Genomic DNA, 17,642 nt, shown 5'->3' with positions numbered 1-17,642 from the left:
CCCTGCTGTCCGGGATTTTTCGGGTACGGGGAGGGCGGCGGGGGCGGAAGGCACGCCCCAGAGTAAGGCGCGTTTCAGGTTTACGGAACTGTCGTCTCGCACTCCGGTCCCACGCCCCTAAGGTGGGCCCATGACGTTGACGTTGCTCGATCAGGCCCTCGTCGAGGAGGCCACCAAGAAGTCCGGCCTCATCTGGGTGCAGGGCACCGGACCGGCCCGGGCGCTGTGGCACGTGTGGCACGACGGCGCCGCACACATCGTCGGGGACGGGCCCGGCGAGCAGCCGTTCCCGGGACTGGCCGACGGCTCCGTCGCCGAGGTCACCGTACGCAGCAAGGACAAGGGCGGACGCCTGGTCGCCTGGAGTGCCGCCGTGGTCGAGCTCGCGCCCGGGTCGGAGGCCTGGGAGGCGGCCACGGCAGAGCTGAAGGGCAAGCGTCTCAACGCACCCGATGCCGAGCAGGTCACCGAGCGCTGGGCCCGTGAGTGCCGGGTGTTGCGGCTGGAGCCGCAGGGCACGCAGAAGGAGCTGCCGCAGGGGCCGTTGTCGGCGGCGCCGCTGCCGACGGAGGCGACGACCCGCCGGCCGGTGCCGGCCGGCCTGCCCAGGCTGCTGTTCAAGCGCCGAGGCAAGGGCAGGAAGAACTAGCAGACGTCTTCAGGGGGTGCCGCGCCCGGGAGGCCCGGCAGGATCGCCCTGACCCGGCCCGGGCAGGGCCTAGTCGCCCGTGGGGAGCTGGCGGCCGTAGTCCACGGTCTGGTCCTTGCCGGGTGCGGCGAGCGCGAACTCCTCGTTCCAGTCCGCGAGTTCCACGACCCCCGCGCCGCCCGCGCGCTCCATCCTCAGCGGGAACGGCGTGCCCTGCAACGACACCTCGAGCTTGCCGCCCGCGCCCTGGTCGGCCGTGACCTGGATCGTACGGATGCCGCCGACCTTGGAACGGTCGCCCTTCTCGAGCTTGCCGTGGAGCCCGAGGAGGCCGTCCAGCAGGATGTCCATCTCGGTGAAGCCACGCAGCTGCTTGTACGCCGGGTCGCCTTCCGGCACCTTCACGTACTTGTCCTCCAGCTTGTCGGCGGCCGTCGAGTCGGACGGACTGGGCTTCGCCTCGTCGTGGGACCAGAACGCCGCGTCCGCCTTCAGGTAGAGCTGCTCATCCACCCGCAGAAGCTGGAAGGTCATGTCCTTGGAGGTGACCACACCGGTTCCGCCGTCACCCTTGAGCCGCATGTCGATTCTGTAGGTGCGGCCCTTGCTGATCACCGTGCCGGACAGCCGTACCGCGTCGGCCCCGTCGACGGCCGCCTGCGCCCGGTCCTCGATCTTCTCGGCGGTCAGCTTGCCCACGCCGTTGGTCCCCGCGTCCGGATCCTCTCCGCACCCCGAGCTTGCCGCGGCCAGCCCCGCGCACACCGCGCCGACGACTGCGGCCCGGCGGATCCGGGCGGCCGGGGGAAATGCGGTCACAAGCGCACTGCCTCTCATACGGGTGTCCTGTACAGCAGACGGCAGCGTACCTGTGCCTTCCGGGCCGGTGAGCAAGAGCCGTCCGGACGCCGAGGGGGCGCGGTCCGGACCGGCACGGGCTAGCCTGAACCCCGTATCAGGCGGTAAATGCAGTAACCGTTACAAAGGAGGCGCTCGGCATGGCAGCAGGCGCCTCCCGGCTCTTCGTCTCCCACCTCGCCGGTGTGGCGGTCTTCGACCCCAACGGCGACCAGGTGGGCCGGGTCCGCGACGTGGTCGCGATGCTGCGGGTGGGGGGACGCCCGCCCCGAGTGCTGGGCCTAGTCGTCGAGGTGGTGAGCCGGCGCCGGATCTTCCTGCCCATGACCCGGGTCACGGGTGTGGAGTCGGGCCAGGTCATCACGACGGGCGTGGTCAACATGCGGCGCTTCGAGCAGCGCCCCACGGAACGGCTGATCCTCGGCGAGCTCCTCGACCGCCGGGTACGTCTCGTGGCGACCGGCGAGGAGGTGACGGTCCTCGATGTGGCGATCCAGCAGTTGCCGGCCCGTCGCGACTGGGAGATCGACAAGATCTTCGTACGCAAGGGGAAGGGCGGGGCCCTGCGCCGCAAGGGCGAGACGCTGACCGTGGAGTGGTCGGCAGTCACCGGGTTCTCGCTCGAGGAGCACGGGCAGGGCGCGGAGAACCTGCTGGCCACGTTCGAGCAACTGCGCCCCGCCGACCTGGCGAACGTGCTTCACCACTTGTCTCCCAAGCGCCGCGCCGAGGTCGCGGCCGCACTGGACGACGACCGGCTCGCGGACGTCCTCGAAGAACTGCCGGACGATGACCAGGTCGAGATCCTCGGCAAGCTGAAGGAGGAACGCGCGGCCGACGTGCTGGAGGCGATGGACCCGGACGACGCGGCCGACCTGCTGTCGGAGCTGCCCGAGGAGGAGAAGGAGCGGCTGCTCGCGCTGATGCGGCCGGAGGACGCGGCGGACGTGCGTCGGCTGCTGTCGTACGAGGAGCGGACGGCCGGCGGCCTGATGACCACCGACCCGATCGTGCTCCGGCCGGACGCGACGGTCGCCGACGCGCTCGCCCGGGTGCGCCAGCAGGACCTGTCACCGGCGCTGGCCGCCCAGGTGTACGTGTGCCGGCCACCGGACGAGACGCCGACCGGCAAGTACCTCGGCACGGTGCACTTCCAACGACTGCTGCGCGACCCGCCGTTCACCCTGGTCAGCTCGATCGTCGAAGCCGACCTGCCTCCCCTGTCGCCGGGCACCTCGCTGCCGGCCGTGACCAGCTACCTCGCCGCCTACAACATGATCGCGGCCCCGGTGGTGGACGAGAGCGGCTCGCTGCTCGGTGCGGTGACCGTCGACGACGTACTCGACCATCTGCTGCCGGACGACTGGCGGGAGACGGAGTTCCACACGGAGGAGGCCGTCCGTGGGCAATGACCGCAGCCGCGAGTACGGGCTCGCCGACCGGGGGGAGAAGGCCGACGCGAAGGAGCGCGCGAAGTCGGCCACCGGCGCGAGCGCACTGGTGCGTACCCCGCGCGTCCGGCTCGACCAGCCACGCGCGCCCCGCCGCAGCGTGTGGCCCGAGTACGACCCCGAGTCCTTCGCCCGCTTCTCGGAGAAGATCGCCCGGTTCCTGGGCACCGGCCGCTTCATCGTCTGGATGACACTGACCATCATCGTGTGGGTGACCTGGAACGTCTCGGCGCCCGAGCGTCTGCGCTTCGACGAGTTCCCGTTCATCTTCCTGACGCTGATGCTGTCCCTTCAGGCCTCCTACGCCGCCCCGCTCATCCTGCTCGCGCAGAACCGCCAGGACGACCGGGACCGCGTCAACCTCGAACAGGACCGCAAGCAGAACGAGCGCAGCATCGCCGACACCGAGTACCTGACCCGCGAGATCGCGGCGCTGCGGATGGGTCTGGGCGAGGTCGCCACCCGGGACTGGATCCGCTCCGAGTTCCAGGAGCTGATCAAGGAAATGGACGACCGGCGCCTATTCCCGCACGAGAGTGACGAAGGCGACCGCTGACAGGCTTTCCAGGGCCGCCACCGAGCGCCGTACCATCAGGGCATGGCTACCGACACTCCCACAACCGTCCCCGCCGAAGAAGCGGTACGCGAAGCGCTGGCGACGGTGAACGACCCCGAGATCAACCGGCCGATCACCGAGCTCGGCATGGTCAAATCGGTGGAGATCGGGACGGACGGGTCGGTTGCCGTCACGGTGTACCTCACCGTCTCCGGCTGCCCGATGCGCGAGACCATCACCAGGACCGTCACCGAAGCGGTGGCACAGGTGCCCGGTGTCACGCACGTCGCCGTCGACCTCGATGTCATGAGCGACGAGCAGCGCAAGGAACTCGCCTCCTCGCTGCGCGGCGGCACCGCCGAGCGCGAGGTGCCGTTCGCCAAGCCCGGCTCGCTGACCCGGGTGTACGCGGTGGCCTCCGGCAAGGGCGGCGTGGGCAAGTCGTCGGTGACCGTCAACCTGGCCGCGGCGATGGCGGCGGACGGACTGAAGGTCGGCGTCGTGGACGCCGACATCTACGGCCACAGCGTGCCGCGCATGCTGGGCGTCGACGGCAGGCCCACCCAGGTCGAGAACATGATCATGCCGCCGTCCGCCAACGGCGTGAAGGTCATTTCGATCGGGATGTTCACCCCGGGCAACGCCCCGGTGGTGTGGCGCGGCCCGATGCTGCACCGCGCGCTTCAGCAGTTCCTCGCGGACGTGTACTGGGGCGACCTGGACGTCCTGCTGCTCGACCTGCCGCCGGGCACCGGCGACATCGCGATCTCGGTGGCTCAGCTGGTGCCGAACGCCGAGATCCTGGTCGTCACCACCCCGCAGCAGGCCGCGGCCGAGGTCGCCGAGCGGGCCGGCTCGATCGCCGTACAGACCCACCAGAAGATCGTCGGTGTCGTCGAGAACATGTCCGGGCTGCCCTGCCCGCACTGCGACGAGATGGTCGACGTCTTCGGCACCGGCGGCGGCCAGTCGGTCGCCGAGGGGCTGACGCGCACGACCGGCGCGACGGTGCCGGTACTCGGTTCCATCCCCATCGACGTACGGCTGCGGGAGGGCGGCGACGAGGGCAAGCCGGTCGTGATCACGGACCCGGACTCCCCTGCGGGCAGCGCGCTGCGCGCCATCGCCGGCAAGCTGGGCGGCCGGCAGCGCGGCCTGTCGGGCATGTCGCTGGGGATCACCCCGCGCAACAAGTTCTAGCTGTACTGGTCAGCGGCTCGAGTCCCAGGAAGGGGCGGCACCCGGCGGGTGCCGCCCCTTTCGCCTGTCTCATCACTCGTACGTGGTGATGTCCCTGACCACTGAGAAGCCCAGACCGTACGCGCTCATGCCGCGCCCGTAGGCGCCGATGTGCACGCCCCCGGCCGGCGAGCCCGCCAGCACCCAGCCGAACTCGGACTCGCGGTAGTGGAAGGGCGTGGGCACGCCGTCCACCGGCAGCGACAGCATCGACCAGTCCGGCCCGCTGAGGTCGTCCGCCAGTTCCCAGGCCGTCTCGGTCTGCTGGTCCAGCCAGTCGTCGCGCAGTGAGTGGTCCATCTGCCCCGGCCAGGTGAAAGCCAGCAGACCGGAGCCGGCCAGCCAGGCCGCCGAGGAGACCGAGGTGGCCTCGAGCACGCCGGTACCGTCTCCGCTGCGCCGCACCGGGCTGCTCGCGACGGTCACCACGACCGCGAAGCGGTGCTTGTCCTGGCTCGCCTCACCGCGTACCAGCGGCTCGTCTCCGTGGCCCGTGGAACCGTGCTCCACCGTGCCGTCCGCGGCGACGCCCACCTGCATCAGCCAGCGCGGGCCGGTGAACGCCTCGTCCAGCCCGTACCAGGGGAAGCCCGCCGCCAGATAGCCGCCGACCGTACGCCGGGCCGCCTGCACTCCTCCCGGACCGGGCGTTCCCTGCGCCTGCGTTCCTACCCGACTCGTCGTCTCCATCTGTTCCGGCCGCCTCCTTGTTCACAGGGCCCGGACCGGCCCGCCCCCCTCGGGCGTCCTTGTTCCGGACAGATGGAGGATAGCCACCTCACTCCGGCACAACGGGAAGATGTGACTCAGGTGGCGTCTGCGTCGAAGGGCGGACGGTCGGCCGGGGCTTGCTGTCCGGGCTTCTTCAGCAGGTCGGGGGCGCCGCCTGCGACGGGTGCGGGCGACGGCCCGTTCGGCGCAGGGCCGAGGGCGGTCGCGGAGTCCTTGCCCTGGACCGCGTCCGAGACCTCGGCCATTTCCTTCCTGAGGTCGAAGCCGTTACGGATCTCGTTCAGGCCCAGATCGTCGTTGTCCATGAGCTGCTTGCGGACGAACGTCTTGGGATTGAGGTCCTCGAATTCGAAGTCCTTGAACTCCGGACCGAGTTCCGACCGGATGTCGTGCTTCGCGCTCTCCGAGAACTCACGGATCTTGCGGACGAAGCGCGAGACGTCCTGGATGACCTTGGGCAGCTTGTCGGGGCCGAAGACGAGCACGGCGAGGACCACGAGCGTCACCAGCTCGAGTGCGCCTATGTCATTGAACACCTAGCTGCTCCTTGGATTTCCGCGTCCCGCAGGTCGGTTTCCGGTCTCCGCACCGGAGGCGGGTGACAGGTCCGGGCCCGGTCCACGGTACCCGCCGCACCTGTCCGGGCGGTACCTTCACGTGTCCGTCACGTGCCGTTCGCGGAACCGAGGACGACCTCGATGGTCCGGTCCCGGCCGTCCCTGACCACGGTCAGCTCCAGCCGGTCGCCCGGGCGGTGGGCGCGGATTTTGACGATGAGCTCTTCACCGCTGTGCACCCGCTGGCCGTCGACCTTGGTGATGATGTCCTGCGGCTCGATACCGGCCTTGTCGCCAGGTCCGCCCACGGTGACCGGGGGCTTGCCGTCGTTGTTCCGCCTGCCCACGCGAGCACCGTCGCCCGTGTACTGCATGTCGAGCGTGACGCCGATGACCGGGTGGGTGGCCTTGCCGGTGCTGATCAGCTCCTCGGCCACCCTCTTGCCCTGGTTGATGGGGATGGCGAAGCCGAGGCCGATGCTGCCGGCCTGGCCGTCGGCCAGGTCCGATCCGTCGTCGGCGGCCCGGATCGCACTGTTGATACCGATCACGCGGGCCTTGGAGTCGACCAACGGCCCGCCCGAATTCCCGGGATTGATGGGAGCGTCGGTCTGCAGGGCGTCGACATAGCTGATGTCGCTGCCGTCGCCCTTCTCGCCGCCCGCGGTGATGGGCCGCTCCTTGGCGCTGATGATGCCGGAGGTGACGGTGTTCGACAGGTCGAAGGGGGCGCCGATGGCCACGACCGGGTCACCGACCCGCACATTGTCGGAGTTGCCCAGGGGCAGGGGCTTCAGCCCGGAGACGCCGGTGACCTTGACCACCGCCAGGTCGTATCCGCTGTCCCGGCCGACGATCTCGGCCTTGGCGGTCTCGCCGCCGCTGAAGGTCACCGTTATCCCCCCGGAGGAGGACGCGGACTCCACCACGTGGTTGTTGGTGAGGATGTGGCCACGGCTGTCCAGGACGAAGCCGGTACCGGTGCCCTGCGAACCGCCTCCCTGGACGTGCAGGGTGACCACGCTCGGCAGGGCGCTCGCGGCGATTCCGGCGACGCTGTCCGGCGCGCGGTCCCCGCTCTCCCGGCCCGCCTGCGGCAGCTCGACCGTCGTGACGCCGCCGTTGCGCTCGACGTACGCGCCGATGCCGCCGCCGATGCCGCCGGCGACAAGGGACAGCAGCAGCGCGCCGGCGAACAGACCGCCGCGGCGGGGCTTCTTCGGACGGGCGGTCTCGCCGCCGTCGGACAACTGCAGGGGGGCGCCCCACGGGTCGTACTGACCCCACTGCGGCCGTGGCTGGTGCTGCGGCTGCGGCGGAGCCGCGTGCTGGGCGGCCGTGTGCTGGGCGGCCCGGTGCTGGGGGCCAGGGGTCCCCGTGAAGGCCGGAGGCGGTACGGGCGTGCCGTGCGCGGGCGTCGGCACCGGGCGCTGCACGGGAGGGGCGGGCGCCCAGGGCCCCGGGCCTCCGTACGGCGGGGTGCCGTACGGGTCGGGGGCGTGCAGAGGCTGCGGACGTGGAGCGGGCTGTGCCGCTGGGGCGACATCGACCGGCGGCAGCACTTCGGTGACCACCTCCCGCTGGGAGGCGTCGTCCATGAGGCCCGACTGCTCCGAACGGTCCGGTGACGGCGACGCGCTCGGCACCGGAGGGACGGTCGGCGCCGGAGAGGGAGCCGCAGCCGGATCGCCCGGGATCCCGCCCGTCCGGGGCCGGCTCCACCACTTCGCCCTGAGCCCGGTGGGCTTGCCCTCGTCCATGTTCTCCCCGCAACGTCCTGGTATCCGCGTCCCCCGGTCCGAAAGGCCGGGGGAACACCCCTCCCCGGATTCAACCAGGTTTGGCGAGACCCGCGCAGTGGCCGGTCAGCGCCCGGTGTACGCCTGAAGACCCGGGTGCGCGGTGAGGCGGGTCGGCATGGGAGGCACCGCCGGGGCCTGGGCCTTCGCCTTCGTGGTACCGGTTTGGCCGGCCGGTCGTATCAGCGGGGATCCCGTGGAACCGGTCACAGCGGCCGCGAAGGGCGGAGCCAATGGCACGAGAGGACCCGTGGCCGTGGGAAACGCGACGGGTGCCACGAACGCCGGCGGGAGTGTGGAGCCGAGAGGACCGATCTCCCCCGCCTCGGAAACGTCCTGGATTCCGGCCGCCCCGCCCTGGCGGCGGGCCGGACCGGTGGCTCCGCGGGACGTGGACGGCGTCGCCGTCGCACGCAGGGGGGTGATGTGGGCGCCGTTCTCACCGCGGGCACGAGGCTCGACCGTCGCGTCCAGCGGCAGGGCACCACCGAGAGCGATCGCGGCAAGCGAGACGGCACCCGCCGCGGCGAACGCGAATCTGCGCCCGCGCCAAGCCTGCCGGTCGGCCTCCCGGCCCCCGACATCGTGAATACGGAAGCCGCGCTCGGGCGGCACCGTGGCATGGCTGCCCCCCGGCACATAGCCGAGGGGGCCAAGGGGCCCCGGCTGTTCCGCGCTCACTCCGAAGACTCCGTTGCCGAAGGACCCGCCGCCGAACGGTCTGCCCCGACCGTCGTCGTCGCCACCCCCGGGCAATCCCTGGAGGCGTGCGAGAAGCCCTTCGGAGGGCGGTGGCGGTGCGGTCTCCACGAACAACGTCTTCAGCCGGCGCTGGGCGTCGGCCTCGGCCTTGCACTTCGTGCACGTCGCGAGGTGTGCGAGGACCCGCTCGCGGGCGTCATGTCCGAGTTCGCCGTCCACGAGGGCAGCGAGCCGGTCCCCCAGGTGCTGTTCGGCGGGTGTCGGGCTGAATCCACTCACGCGGCTCCGCCCTCTCCCAGCGGCACGGGGCTGCCCAGGGCGACACCCGCCAGCGCGCGCTGCTCGGCGCGGGCCTCGGGCGAGCGGTGCTGCAGCGCCTTGCGGAGGTGCGAACGGCCGCGGTGGATCCGGCTGCGCACGGTACCGAGCTTGACGCCCAGGGTGGCCGCGATCTCCTCGTACGAGAGTCCTTCGATGTCGCAGAGCACGACTGCAGCACGGAACTCGGGCGCGAGGGTGTCCAGCGCCTGCTGCACATCCGCGTCGAAGTGGGTGTCGTGCAGGACTTGCTGCGGGTTCGGCTCACGACTCGGCAGTCGCTCCGCGGCGTCGTCGCCGAGCGCGTCGAAGCGGATGCGCTGCTTGCGGCGCACCATGTCCAGGAAGAGGTTGGTGGTGATGCGGTGCAGCCAGCCCTCGAAGGTGCCCGGCGTGTACGTGGACAGGGACCGGAACACCCGGACGAAGACCTCCTGCGTGAGATCTTCGGCGTCGTGCTGGTTACCGGTCAGGCGATAGGCGAGGCGGTAGACCCGGGCACTGTGCGTGCTGACGATGTCCTCCCACGAGGGAGGCGTCCACGCCTGCGATTCCGCATCTGCGGCGAAGGTCGCGGTGGGTGCGGAGTCTGCGGTACGAGAACGGTCAGCAATGTCGGTCACGGATTTCGGCTCACCCGACGACCTGAGAAAGCGCTTCAGCACTCCTCCCCGATCCACAGGCGCAGCCGCACCTCCCCTATCGGCTCTGGTGGTGTCCAGTGGAGCCCCTACCATAGCCACCTGCCCCGTTAGCTCCGGATAAGCTTGTTTGCGCGAATTTTGACCGCGCAGTGTTTCCTGACCGTCACGATCGGCTCGACCCATCGGATCCCCCTCGCCCCTTCATAACGCCTGGTCCCATCCGCGGGTTCCCGTGGGCAACGGATACAGTCACCGTTGCGCCAACTACGGGGACAGGAGAGGGTCATTACCGGCAACCGGCAGACAGGCTGGGCGTTCGCCGACGCCTTTGTCGCCGAGGACGACGCCCTGCACTGGGCCCGGGACCGGGCCCGGGAAGCCGGCCTGCGTCCGGTGTCCCCCGGCACCGGCGCCGCGCTGGCCCTTCTCGCTGCCACCACGGACGCCAAGGCGGTGGCCGAAATCGGTACCGGCACCGGAGTCTCCGGTATCCATCTCCTGCACGGCATGCGCGCCGACGGAGTGCTGACCACGGTCGACCTCGAACCCGAGCGCCAGCAGTTCGCCCGCGAGGCCTTCCGCGCGGCCGGTTTCGCCGCGAACCGGGCGCGCTTCATCCCGGGACGCGCTCTCGACGTACTCCCGCGCCTCGCCGACGGCGGCTACGACCTCGTCTTCTGCGACGGCGACCGCATGGAGAGCCTGGACTACCTCGCTGAATCGTTGCGCCTGCTGCGACCTGGGGGTCTGGTGTGCTTCGAAGGCGTCTTCGCCGACGGCCGTACGGTCGATTCGGCAGCCCATCCCCCCGAGGTGGTACGCCTGCGCGAACTGCTTCGGGCGGTGCGCGAGAGCCAGGAACTGCAGCCCGCACTGCTGCCGGTGGGCGACGGCCTGCTCTGCGCCGTCAGACGCTGAACGCCGCCCGACGCCGACCGATCAGGTGGGACGACGGCGGCCCCGCGCGCCGAACGGGACCCGCACCCGCCCTCGCACCCGGACACACCACTGCCCCGGTGGTGTGAGCCGCCGGGGCAGTGGAGAACCGTGTGGTGCCTGCGCGTCAGCCGACGACCTTCTTCAGAGCGTCGCCAAGGGCGTCGGCCTCGTCCGGAGTCAGCTCGACGACGAGCCGACCGCCGCCTTCGAGCGGAACGCGCATGACGATGCCCCGCCCCTCCTTGGTCACCTCGAGCGGGCCGTCGCCCGTCCGCGGCTTCATGGCCGCCATGCTCGTTCCCCTTCCTGAAACCAGCTCATCGGCCGACAACCCAGGTGTCACCGGCATCGAACACATTGCTTCCAGGTCATTATCCCGCATCGCAGGACCCGATGACCAACATCGGTCTGCATCGCTTGCGCAACGCGCTTCCCCAAAACCACTCATTTCGGCGTTCCGCCTGCGATACTTCGCCGCCTCGCCCGGCACGGCGGCGCTTCCTTCTTTGACGCAGGTCACATGTGCGGCGTCCGCGATCTCCGCCATGCTGGCCCTGTACCGGTCAGTACCGATAGCTGGCCGAGCCGCGACGGAGGGGACCCCTGCCATGGCCGACACCGTGCTCTACGAAGTGACCGACGGCCTTGCGACGATCACGATCAATCGTCCCGAGGCCATGAACGCGATGAACACGGAGGCGAAGGTCGCCCTGCGGGACTCGGTCCAGGCCGCCGCGGCCGATCCGGCCGTACGGGCCGTGCTGCTGACCGCCACCGGTCGCGCGTTCTGTGTCGGCCAGGACCTCAAGGAGCACATCGGCTCGCTCGCCGCGGACCGGGAGTCGGGCAGCGGAAACACGATGAGCACCGTGCGCGAGCACTACAACCCCATCGTCCGGGCGCTCACGCAGATGCCCAAGCCCGTCGTCGCCGGGATCAACGGCGTCGCCGCCGGTGCGGGCTTCGGTTTCGCGCTGGCAGCGGACTATCGTGTCGTGGCCGAGACCGCCGGCTTCAACACCTCGTTCGCGGGCGTCGCCCTCACCGCCGACTCGGGCGTGTCCTGGACTCTTCCCCGCCTGATCGGCCAGAGCCGGGCGGCGGACCTGCTCCTCTTCCCGCGCTCGATCTCCGCGCAGCAGGCGTACGAGTTGGGTATCGCCAACAAGCTCGTCCCCGAAGCGGATCTGGCCGAGGAAGCGGCGGCCGTGGCCCGCACCCTGGCCGAGGGGCCGACAGCCGCCTACGCGGCGATCAAGGAGTCACTGGCGTACGGGGCGGGGCACTCGCTCAGCGACACCCTCGACAAGGAGGACGACCTCCAGACCCGGGCGGGTTCGTCGGAGGACCATGCGATCGCGGTGCAGGCGTTCCTGGACAAGGCCAAGCCGCGTTACCTGGGCCGCTAGGCAGGCCCTGCCCGGACCGCGCCGCTACAAGCCCCGCCGGTACGAACCCCGCCGCCGGGCCCGCCCGACGGCGGGGCTCCGGGCCGTGTCAGGTCCGACGGGACCGGAGAACACGCCCTCAGACGCCGCCGCGTGCCACACAGTCCGCCAGGTGGTCGTCCACCAGGCCGCACGCCTGTATCAGGGCGTACGCCGTCGTCGGGCCGATGAACCGGACGCCGCGCTTCTTCAGCTCCTTGGCCAGCGCCGTCGACTCCGGGGTGACCGCCGGCACGTCCGTGATCGTGCGCGGGGCCGGGCGGGCGGCGCGGTCGGGGGCGTACGACCAGATCAGTGTGTCCAGCTCGCCCGGCTGCCACTGCGCGAGGACCTTGGCGTTGGCGAGGGTGGCCGCGATCTTGGCACGGTTGCGGATGATGCCCGGGTCGGCCAGCAGCCGCCCGGCGTCCTCGTCGGTGAAGTCCGCGACCGCAGCGATCTTGAAGTCGGCGAAGGCGGCGCGGAAGCCGTCCCGGCGGCGCAAGATCGTCAGCCAGGACAGGCCGGACTGGAATGCCTCCAGGCACAGCCGCTCGTACAGGGCGTCGTCCCCGTGGACAGGGCGTCCCCATTCGGCGTCGTGGTACGCGATGTAGTCCTCGGTGGACAATGCCCAGGGGCAGCGGAGTCCGCCGTCCGGGCCGGCCACTGCCGCGCTCGTCATGACTGCCGCTCGTCGCCCTTGAAGAGGTCGGGGCGCCCCGAGGCCGCGGCCCGTGCGCCGGCCAGCGCCACCTCGAGCTCCGCGATACGGGCGTCCCGTTCGGCGAGTTCCGCGCCGAGGCGGCCGAGCACGTCGTCGACGTCGGCCATCCGGTAGCCGCGGGCGGTCACCGGCAGCCGCAGCGCCTCGATGTCGGAACGGGACACCGGGCGGGTCGCCGGGAGGGGGTCCGTTACCTGCTCGGGCGGGGCCTCGGGAAGCACGGCTTCCTCCCCGCCGCCTACGACGGCGAGCGTGACCGCGGCGACGACCACGACCAGCGCGATCAGCAAGAACCAGAACACGATCATCTCCCCAGCGCACGCAAAAACTGTCCGGCCACGATCGTGCCATGCGCCGCCGGCAGTCCGACAGCTAAGGTCGCACCGACCGATACGAGGAGGAAACTTCGGATGCTGCGCCTGGGCACGCGCGAGTTCGACGCGCACGAGCCGGTGATCATGGCGATCGTGAACCGGACGCCGGACTCCTTCTACGACCGCGGCGCGACTTTCCGGGAGGAGCCCGCACTCGACCGCGTCGAGCAGGCGGTCTCCGAGGGCGCCGCCGTCATCGACATCGGCGGGGTCAAGGCCGGCCCCGGCGAGGAGGTCAGCGCCCAGGAGGAGGCACGCCGCACCGTCGGCTTCGTGGCCGAGGTGCGCAAGCGCTACCCGGATGTGGTGATCAGCGTCGACACCTGGCGCCACGACGTGGCCGCGGCGGTGTGCGAGGCGGGGGCGGATCTGCTCAACGACGCGTGGGGCGGGGCCGACCCGAAGCTGGCAGAGGTCGCGGCCCGGTACGGAGTGGGCCTTGTCTGTACGCACGCGGGTGGCGCGGAGCCGCGGACCCGGCCTCACCGGATCGCGTACGAGGACGTGATGGCCGACATCCTGCGGGTCACCCTCGGGCTGGCCGAGCGGGCCGTCGAGCTGGGCGTGCGGCGCGACGCGATCATGATCGACCCGGGACACGACTTCGGGAAGAACACGCGCCATTCGCTGGAGGCGACCCGGCGGCTGGGTGAGATGACGGCGACGGGCTGGCCGGTGCTGGTCTCGCTGTCCAACAAGGACTTCGTGGGCGAGACCCTGGACAAGCCGGTCAAGGAGCGGCTCATCGGCACGCTCGCGACCACCGCGGTGTCGGCCTGGCTCGGTGCCCAGGTCTACCGCGTGCACGAGGTCGCAGAAACCCGGCAGGTGCTGGAGATGGTGGCGTCCATCGCGGGCCACCGGCCACCGGCGACGGGCCGCCGGGGCCTGGGCTAGGTGGTCCCGCTCGGATCAGGCCGGCCGGCAACGCCCGGCCTGATCCGGAGGACATCCCCTGCCCCTACTTGGCGACCTCCTTGGTGACGAGGGAGATCGCCTCTTCGACGTCGTCCGTGACATGGAAGAGCAGCAGATCGTGCTCGGACGCCTTGCCCTGCGCGATCACCGTGTCACGCAGCCAGTCGACGAGGCCGCTCCAGTACTCCGTACCGAAGAGCACGATCGGGAAGCGGGTGACCTTCTGGGTCTGGACCAGGGTGAGGGCCTCGAACAGCTCGTCCAGGGTGCCCAGTCCGCCGGGCAGAACCACGAAGCCGTGCGCGTACTTCACGAACATCGTCTTGCGGACGAAGAAGTAGCGGAAGTTCACGCCGATGTCGACGTGCTGGTTGAGTCCCTGCTCGAACGGCAGCTCGATGCCCAGCCCCACCGAGATGCCCTTCGCCTCCCGGGCGCCCTTGTTCGCCGCCTCCATCGCACCGGGACCACCGCCCGTGATGACCGCGAAGCCGGCCTCGACGAGCGCCCGGCCGAGTCGCTCCCCGGCTTCGTACTCGGGAGTGCCCGGCGGTGTCCTGGCCGAGCCGAACACACTGATCGCGGGCGGCAGTTCGGCGAGCGTGCCGAAGCCCTCGATGAACTCCGACTGGATGCGCAGAACCCGCCAGGGGTCGGTGTGCACCCACTCGGAGGGGCCCTCGGAGTCCAGCAGGCGCTGGTCGGTGGTGCTCTTCTGGACCTGTTCGCGCCGTCGCAGGACCGGGCCCAGGCGCTTTTCCTCCGGCTTGTGCCGGTCGCCCTCAGGGTTGCCCATCATGTGCTCCCTCCGCTACAGATCGTTGCCGGTTCAGCGTAGGCGCACCCGGGTGACATACAGGGGAATTCAGGAGGTCAGCCAGGCGCGGAGTCGCTCCTCGCAGTGCGTGATCCACCTGGTCTCGACCCGCTCGTCACGCTTGTGCGCCAGGACCGGGTCGCCGGGCCCGTAGTTCACCGCGGGTACGCCGAGCGCGCTGAAGCGCGAGACATCCGTCCAGCCGAACTTGGGCATGGGCTTGCCCCCGACGGCCTCCATGAACGCCATGGCGGCCGGGTGCGAGAGCCCGGGAAGGGCCGCGCCCGAGTGGTCGTCGACGATGAACTCCTCCACTCCGCATCCCTCGAAGACCTCGCGGACGTGGGCGAGGGCATCCTCCTCGCTGCGGTCCGGTGCGTACCGGAAGTTGACCGTGACCGTGCAGACGTCGGGGATGACGTTGTTGGCGACCCCGCCCTCGATCCGTACCGCATTGAGGCCCTCGTGGTACTCGAGCCCGTCGATCACCGGCAGCCGGGGTTCGTACTCGGCGAGCCGCGCCAGGATGGGTGCGGCGGCGTGGATCGCGTTCGACCCCATCCAGCTGCGTCCGGAGTGGGCCCGCTCCCCCGCCGTGCGCAGCACGACCCGCAGAGTTCCCTGGCAGCCCCCTTCGACCTGTCCGTTGGACGGCTCCAGCAGGACGGCGAAATCGCCGGTGAGCCAGTCGGGGTGGGCCTCCGCCACATGACCCAGACCGTTGAGGTGTGCGGCGACCTCTTCGTTGTCGTAGAAGACGAAGGTGAGGTCGCGGTTCGGCTCGGGGACGGTGGCCGCGATGCGCAGCTGCACGGCCACGCCGGACTTCATGTCGCTCGTGCCGCAGCCCCACAGGAAGCCGTCGTCGTCCAGCCGGGACGGGACGTTGCCGGCGATCGGGACGGTGTCGATGTGGCCCGCCAGCACGACCCGTTCGGCGCGCCCCAGCCGGGTACGGGCCACGACGTTGTTGCCGTACCGGTCGACGGTGAGATGCGGGAGGGTGCGGAGCGCCTCCTCGATCGCGTCGGCAAGAGCCTTCTCGTCACCGCTCACGGACGGGAAGTCGATGAGACGGGCGGTCAGCTCTGCGGCGTCCAGAGTGAGGTCAAGTGCGGTTTGGGGCATACGCCGACCCTAGCGCCCGTGCCTCCGCAGGAGCCCTGGAGTCCGGTCTGCGGACCCCGGACCGGACTCCAGTACGGTGGGCTGCGTGTCCGAGCAGACCCCGCGTGTCCGTCGTCGTGGCCGCCTCTTCCGAATCGCGGCGGCCGGTGTCGTGCTGCTCGCCCTCGCCGGCTATCTGGTGGTCCAGTACGTGAGCGGCGGTGGCCGGGGAGCTCCCCGCTGCACCGTCCGCGCGGCCGACAGTGGTGGCGGGGCGGCGTACGAGTTCAGCCCCGCTCAGGCGGCGAACGCGGCGACGATCTCCGCCGTCGGTACGACCCGCGGGATGCCGGAGCGGGCGGTGACCATCGCGCTGGCGACCGCGCTGCAGGAGTCGGGGCTGCGCAACCTCGACCATGGCGACCGGGACTCGCTCGGCCTCTTCCAGCAGCGCCCGTCGCAGGGCTGGGGAACGCCGAAGCAGATCATGGACCCGGTGTACTCCGCCGGGATCTTCTACGACCGGCTGGCCGAAGTGCCCGGATACTCACGCCTGCCGCTGACGGTCGCCGCGCAGCGCGTGCAGCTCAGCGGTTTCCCACAGGCCTACGCCAAGCACGAGCCGGACGCGGCGCTGCTGTCCGGCGCCCTCACCGGCCGGAGTGCGGCGACCCTCACCTGCACCGCCGCACCCGATGACGGCACGCCGGGTGACCCGGCCAAGGTGCGGGCGGAGCTGGTGCGGACCTTCGGGCCGGGGACGCTGCCCGGGACCGGGAAGGCCGGCGCGTCCGCCACGTCGGGCGGCAAGGGCCCCACGATCAGCGTGCCGGTGCGCACCTCCGACCGGGCCGCGGGCGGGGGCGCCCCCGAACAGCGGGGCTGGGAGCTGGCCCACTGGGCGGTGGCCCATTCCGCCGCGCTGCGCATCGAGCGGGTCTCTTTCGCCGACCGCGAATGGGCCGCCGGGGATGCCGGGGACGAATGGCGCGAGGCGGCAGATTCGGCACAGACGGCCGGTTCGGACGAGGTCCGGATCGTCATCGCGCACTAGTACGGACGCTCACTCGCCGGGGTTGGTCCGGTGGTTTTCGGCACCCCCGAAACCCTATGACCGGAGCCTTTTTCCGCGCTTCGCACGCATTCCGAAAAGCCCTTGCGATCAAAGGGATGTGACGATTCCGCAGGACGAAGAGGTGACAACCCTTTGTCCGTTTTTAACCGGAACCGATAATGCGACGCATTACCAACTCTTTACCTTGATTCACCGCAACTTCCCCCTCCCCCGGAACGGTTGTCACTGCGTAGTCAACGTCGTCTCCCGTCTAAGGAGCCTCATGTCCCTCCCCCTGACCCGCCGGATCGCTCGTGCCGCACTGCTGATCGCAGCGGGTGCGGCACCCGTGGTCGGCGCGGCCGGCTCGGCAAGCGCCGCGGGCCTCCCCGCCGCCCCCGACCTGGGTGGGCTGACCGCCGTGGACGCCGCGAGCGTCAGCAGCACGGTCGACGGCACCGCCCAGCAGGCCACCGGGCTCGCCGGTGAGGCCGGCGGCAAGGCCGTCCAGACCGCCGTTCCGGCCGCCGGCCAGACCGGCGGCAAGATCGTCGGAACCGCCACTCCTGCCGCACAGTCGGCCACCGGTCAGGCCGCGGGCAGCGCAGCCGGCCTTGTCGGTCAGACCGCCGGCACCGCCACGGAAGGTGGTCTGCCGACCGACAGCCTCGGCTCGCTGGCCTCCCAGGGCAGCCTGGCCGGCGTGAGCGACAGCGGCATCCCTGGCGCCGAAACGCTGCCGGCACTGCCGCTCGGCTAGAGCATCGCCCAGGG

Annotated in this window: 20 protein-coding genes; 9 read left to right on the top strand and 11 right to left on the bottom strand. The window is 70.7% G+C overall.

Features of this window, described 5'->3' with window-relative positions; genetic code table 11:
• The first annotated feature begins 130 nt into the window (after positions 1-130).
• Positions 131-649 carry a hypothetical protein gene (locus tag AB0M62_RS12505; protein ID WP_366074124.1) on the top strand — a complete coding sequence of 173 codons (519 nt, stop codon included), beginning with the start codon at positions 131-133 and terminating at the stop codon, positions 647-649.
• A gap of 69 nt (positions 650-718) precedes the next feature.
• Here the strand turns inward: AB0M62_RS12505 and AB0M62_RS12500 are convergent, their stop codons facing one another.
• Positions 719-1,468: a hypothetical protein gene (locus AB0M62_RS12500; protein WP_366074123.1), complete on the bottom strand. Its 750-nt coding sequence runs from the start codon at positions 1,466-1,468 to the stop codon at positions 719-721.
• Between the two features lie 179 nt (positions 1,469-1,647).
• On the opposite strand from AB0M62_RS12500, the gene AB0M62_RS12495 reads away from it, so the two are divergent.
• The 3 genes from AB0M62_RS12495 to AB0M62_RS12485 all read left to right on the top strand — a co-directional run bounded on the left by AB0M62_RS12495 (position 1,648) and on the right by AB0M62_RS12485 (position 4,714).
• Positions 1,648-2,919, top strand: a complete 1,272-nt coding sequence (locus tag AB0M62_RS12495; protein ID WP_366074122.1) for a CBS domain-containing protein — start codon at positions 1,648-1,650, stop codon at positions 2,917-2,919.
• A gap of 85 nt (positions 2,920-3,004) precedes the next feature.
• Complete coding sequence (locus tag AB0M62_RS12490; RefSeq protein WP_366074232.1) at positions 3,005-3,514, top strand: DUF1003 domain-containing protein; 510 nt, start codon at positions 3,005-3,007, stop codon at positions 3,512-3,514.
• A gap of 42 nt (positions 3,515-3,556) precedes the next feature.
• Complete coding sequence (locus AB0M62_RS12485; protein ID WP_366074121.1) at positions 3,557-4,714, top strand: Mrp/NBP35 family ATP-binding protein; 1,158 nt, start codon at positions 3,557-3,559, stop codon at positions 4,712-4,714.
• Positions 4,715-4,786: 72 nt separating this feature from the next.
• Here AB0M62_RS12485 and AB0M62_RS12480 read toward each other — a convergent pair whose 3' ends face one another.
• From AB0M62_RS12480 to sigE, 5 genes are all read right to left on the bottom strand, one after another.
• A complete protein-coding gene (locus tag AB0M62_RS12480; RefSeq protein ID WP_366074119.1) occupies positions 4,787-5,443 on the bottom strand; it encodes a hypothetical protein in 657 nt (218 codons plus the stop codon).
• A gap of 116 nt (positions 5,444-5,559) precedes the next feature.
• Entirely contained in the window at positions 5,560-6,021 is a 462-nt protein-coding gene (locus tag AB0M62_RS12475; RefSeq protein ID WP_366074118.1) for a sec-independent translocase, read from the bottom strand.
• 128 nt (positions 6,022-6,149) lie between these two features.
• Positions 6,150-7,802 (bottom strand): trypsin-like peptidase domain-containing protein, encoded by a 1,653-nt coding sequence (locus AB0M62_RS12470; protein ID WP_366074117.1) that lies wholly within the window; start codon positions 7,800-7,802, stop codon positions 6,150-6,152.
• Between the two features lie 105 nt (positions 7,803-7,907).
• The gene (locus AB0M62_RS12465) at positions 7,908-8,822 is read right to left on the bottom strand and encodes a zf-HC2 domain-containing protein (RefSeq protein ID WP_366074116.1); all 915 of its coding nucleotides are present in this window, start codon (positions 8,820-8,822) and stop codon (positions 7,908-7,910) included.
• Positions 8,819-9,598, bottom strand: coding sequence for an RNA polymerase sigma factor SigE (gene sigE / locus AB0M62_RS12460; RefSeq protein ID WP_366074115.1), 780 nt, complete (start codon positions 9,596-9,598; stop codon positions 8,819-8,821). The genes AB0M62_RS12465 and sigE overlap by 4 nt, the downstream gene beginning before the upstream one ends.
• Before the next feature lie 162 nt (positions 9,599-9,760).
• Here sigE and AB0M62_RS12455 point away from each other — a divergent pair, with 162 nt between their 5' ends.
• Entirely contained in the window at positions 9,761-10,423 is a 663-nt protein-coding gene (locus AB0M62_RS12455; protein ID WP_366074114.1) for an O-methyltransferase, read from the top strand.
• Between the two features lie 145 nt (positions 10,424-10,568).
• Here the strand turns inward: AB0M62_RS12455 and AB0M62_RS12450 are convergent, their stop codons facing one another.
• Entirely contained in the window at positions 10,569-10,736 is a 168-nt protein-coding gene (locus tag AB0M62_RS12450) for a DUF3117 domain-containing protein (RefSeq protein WP_003966491.1), read from the bottom strand.
• A 316-nt stretch (positions 10,737-11,052) separates the two neighbouring features.
• Here AB0M62_RS12450 and AB0M62_RS12445 point away from each other — a divergent pair, with 316 nt between their 5' ends.
• Positions 11,053-11,853 (top strand): enoyl-CoA hydratase-related protein, encoded by an 801-nt coding sequence (locus tag AB0M62_RS12445; protein WP_366074113.1) that lies wholly within the window; start codon positions 11,053-11,055, stop codon positions 11,851-11,853.
• Positions 11,854-11,971: 118 nt separating this feature from the next.
• Here AB0M62_RS12445 and AB0M62_RS12440 read toward each other — a convergent pair whose 3' ends face one another.
• Both AB0M62_RS12440 and AB0M62_RS12435 read right to left on the bottom strand, forming a co-directional pair.
• On the bottom strand, positions 11,972-12,556 hold the full coding sequence (locus tag AB0M62_RS12440) for a DNA-3-methyladenine glycosylase I (protein ID WP_366074112.1): 585 nt from the start codon (positions 12,554-12,556) through the stop codon (positions 11,972-11,974).
• Positions 12,553-12,906: a DivIVA domain-containing protein gene (locus AB0M62_RS12435; protein ID WP_366074111.1), complete on the bottom strand. Its 354-nt coding sequence runs from the start codon at positions 12,904-12,906 to the stop codon at positions 12,553-12,555. Before AB0M62_RS12435 ends, AB0M62_RS12440 begins: the two co-directional genes overlap by 4 nt.
• Before the next feature lie 102 nt (positions 12,907-13,008).
• On the opposite strand from AB0M62_RS12435, the gene folP reads away from it, so the two are divergent.
• Complete coding sequence (gene folP, locus AB0M62_RS12430; protein WP_366074110.1) at positions 13,009-13,869, top strand: dihydropteroate synthase; 861 nt, start codon at positions 13,009-13,011, stop codon at positions 13,867-13,869.
• 64 nt (positions 13,870-13,933) lie between these two features.
• Here folP and AB0M62_RS12425 read toward each other — a convergent pair whose 3' ends face one another.
• Positions 13,934-14,686, bottom strand: a complete 753-nt coding sequence (locus tag AB0M62_RS12425; protein WP_366074231.1) for a TIGR00730 family Rossman fold protein — start codon at positions 14,684-14,686, stop codon at positions 13,934-13,936.
• Positions 14,687-14,755: 69 nt separating this feature from the next.
• Positions 14,756-15,835: a succinyl-diaminopimelate desuccinylase gene (gene dapE, locus AB0M62_RS12420; RefSeq protein ID WP_366074109.1), complete on the bottom strand. Its 1,080-nt coding sequence runs from the start codon at positions 15,833-15,835 to the stop codon at positions 14,756-14,758.
• A 76-nt stretch (positions 15,836-15,911) separates the two neighbouring features.
• On the opposite strand from dapE, the gene AB0M62_RS12415 reads away from it, so the two are divergent.
• Both AB0M62_RS12415 and AB0M62_RS12410 read left to right on the top strand, forming a co-directional pair.
• Complete coding sequence (locus AB0M62_RS12415; protein WP_366074108.1) at positions 15,912-16,868, top strand: hypothetical protein; 957 nt, start codon at positions 15,912-15,914, stop codon at positions 16,866-16,868.
• Between the two features lie 283 nt (positions 16,869-17,151).
• A complete protein-coding gene (locus AB0M62_RS12410; protein WP_366074107.1) occupies positions 17,152-17,628 on the top strand; it encodes an ATP-binding protein in 477 nt (158 codons plus the stop codon).
• Positions 17,629-17,642 lie beyond the last annotated feature (14 nt).

The sequence above is a fragment of the Streptomyces sp. NPDC051219 genome (assembly GCF_040682335.1).
In the GTDB taxonomy this organism is placed as follows: Bacteria; Actinomycetota; Actinomycetes; order Streptomycetales; family Streptomycetaceae; genus Streptomyces.
The sequence above is the reverse complement of the archived record's forward strand: the minus strand, read 5'-3'. Positions and strand labels throughout refer to the sequence as shown.

Excerpts from the sequence above, each read along its gene's own strand:
- sigE (WP_366074115.1), bottom strand. The coding sequence starts at position 9,598 with ATGGTAGGGGCTCCACTGGACACCACCAGAGCCGATAGGGGAGGTGCG.
- folP (WP_366074110.1), top strand. The coding sequence starts at position 13,009 with ATGCTGCGCCTGGGCACGCGCGAGTTCGACGCGCACGAGCCGGTGATC.
- dapE (WP_366074109.1), bottom strand. The coding sequence starts at position 15,835 with ATGCCCCAAACCGCACTTGACCTCACTCTGGACGCCGCAGAGCTGACC.
- AB0M62_RS12440 (WP_366074112.1), bottom strand. The coding sequence starts at position 12,556 with ATGACGAGCGCGGCAGTGGCCGGCCCGGACGGCGGACTCCGCTGCCCC.
- AB0M62_RS12410 (WP_366074107.1), top strand. The coding sequence starts at position 17,152 with ATGTCCCTCCCCCTGACCCGCCGGATCGCTCGTGCCGCACTGCTGATC.
- AB0M62_RS12470 (WP_366074117.1), bottom strand. The coding sequence starts at position 7,802 with ATGGACGAGGGCAAGCCCACCGGGCTCAGGGCGAAGTGGTGGAGCCGG.
- AB0M62_RS12480 (WP_366074119.1), bottom strand. The coding sequence starts at position 5,443 with ATGGAGACGACGAGTCGGGTAGGAACGCAGGCGCAGGGAACGCCCGGT.
- AB0M62_RS12485 (WP_366074121.1), top strand. The coding sequence starts at position 3,557 with ATGGCTACCGACACTCCCACAACCGTCCCCGCCGAAGAAGCGGTACGC.
- AB0M62_RS12450 (WP_003966491.1), bottom strand. The coding sequence starts at position 10,736 with ATGGCGGCCATGAAGCCGCGGACGGGCGACGGCCCGCTCGAGGTGACC.
- AB0M62_RS12495 (WP_366074122.1), top strand. The coding sequence starts at position 1,648 with ATGGCAGCAGGCGCCTCCCGGCTCTTCGTCTCCCACCTCGCCGGTGTG.
- AB0M62_RS12435 (WP_366074111.1), bottom strand. The coding sequence starts at position 12,906 with ATGATCGTGTTCTGGTTCTTGCTGATCGCGCTGGTCGTGGTCGTCGCC.
- AB0M62_RS12425 (WP_366074231.1), bottom strand. The coding sequence starts at position 14,686 with ATGGGCAACCCTGAGGGCGACCGGCACAAGCCGGAGGAAAAGCGCCTG.
- AB0M62_RS12445 (WP_366074113.1), top strand. The coding sequence starts at position 11,053 with ATGGCCGACACCGTGCTCTACGAAGTGACCGACGGCCTTGCGACGATC.
- AB0M62_RS12505 (WP_366074124.1), top strand. The coding sequence starts at position 131 with ATGACGTTGACGTTGCTCGATCAGGCCCTCGTCGAGGAGGCCACCAAG.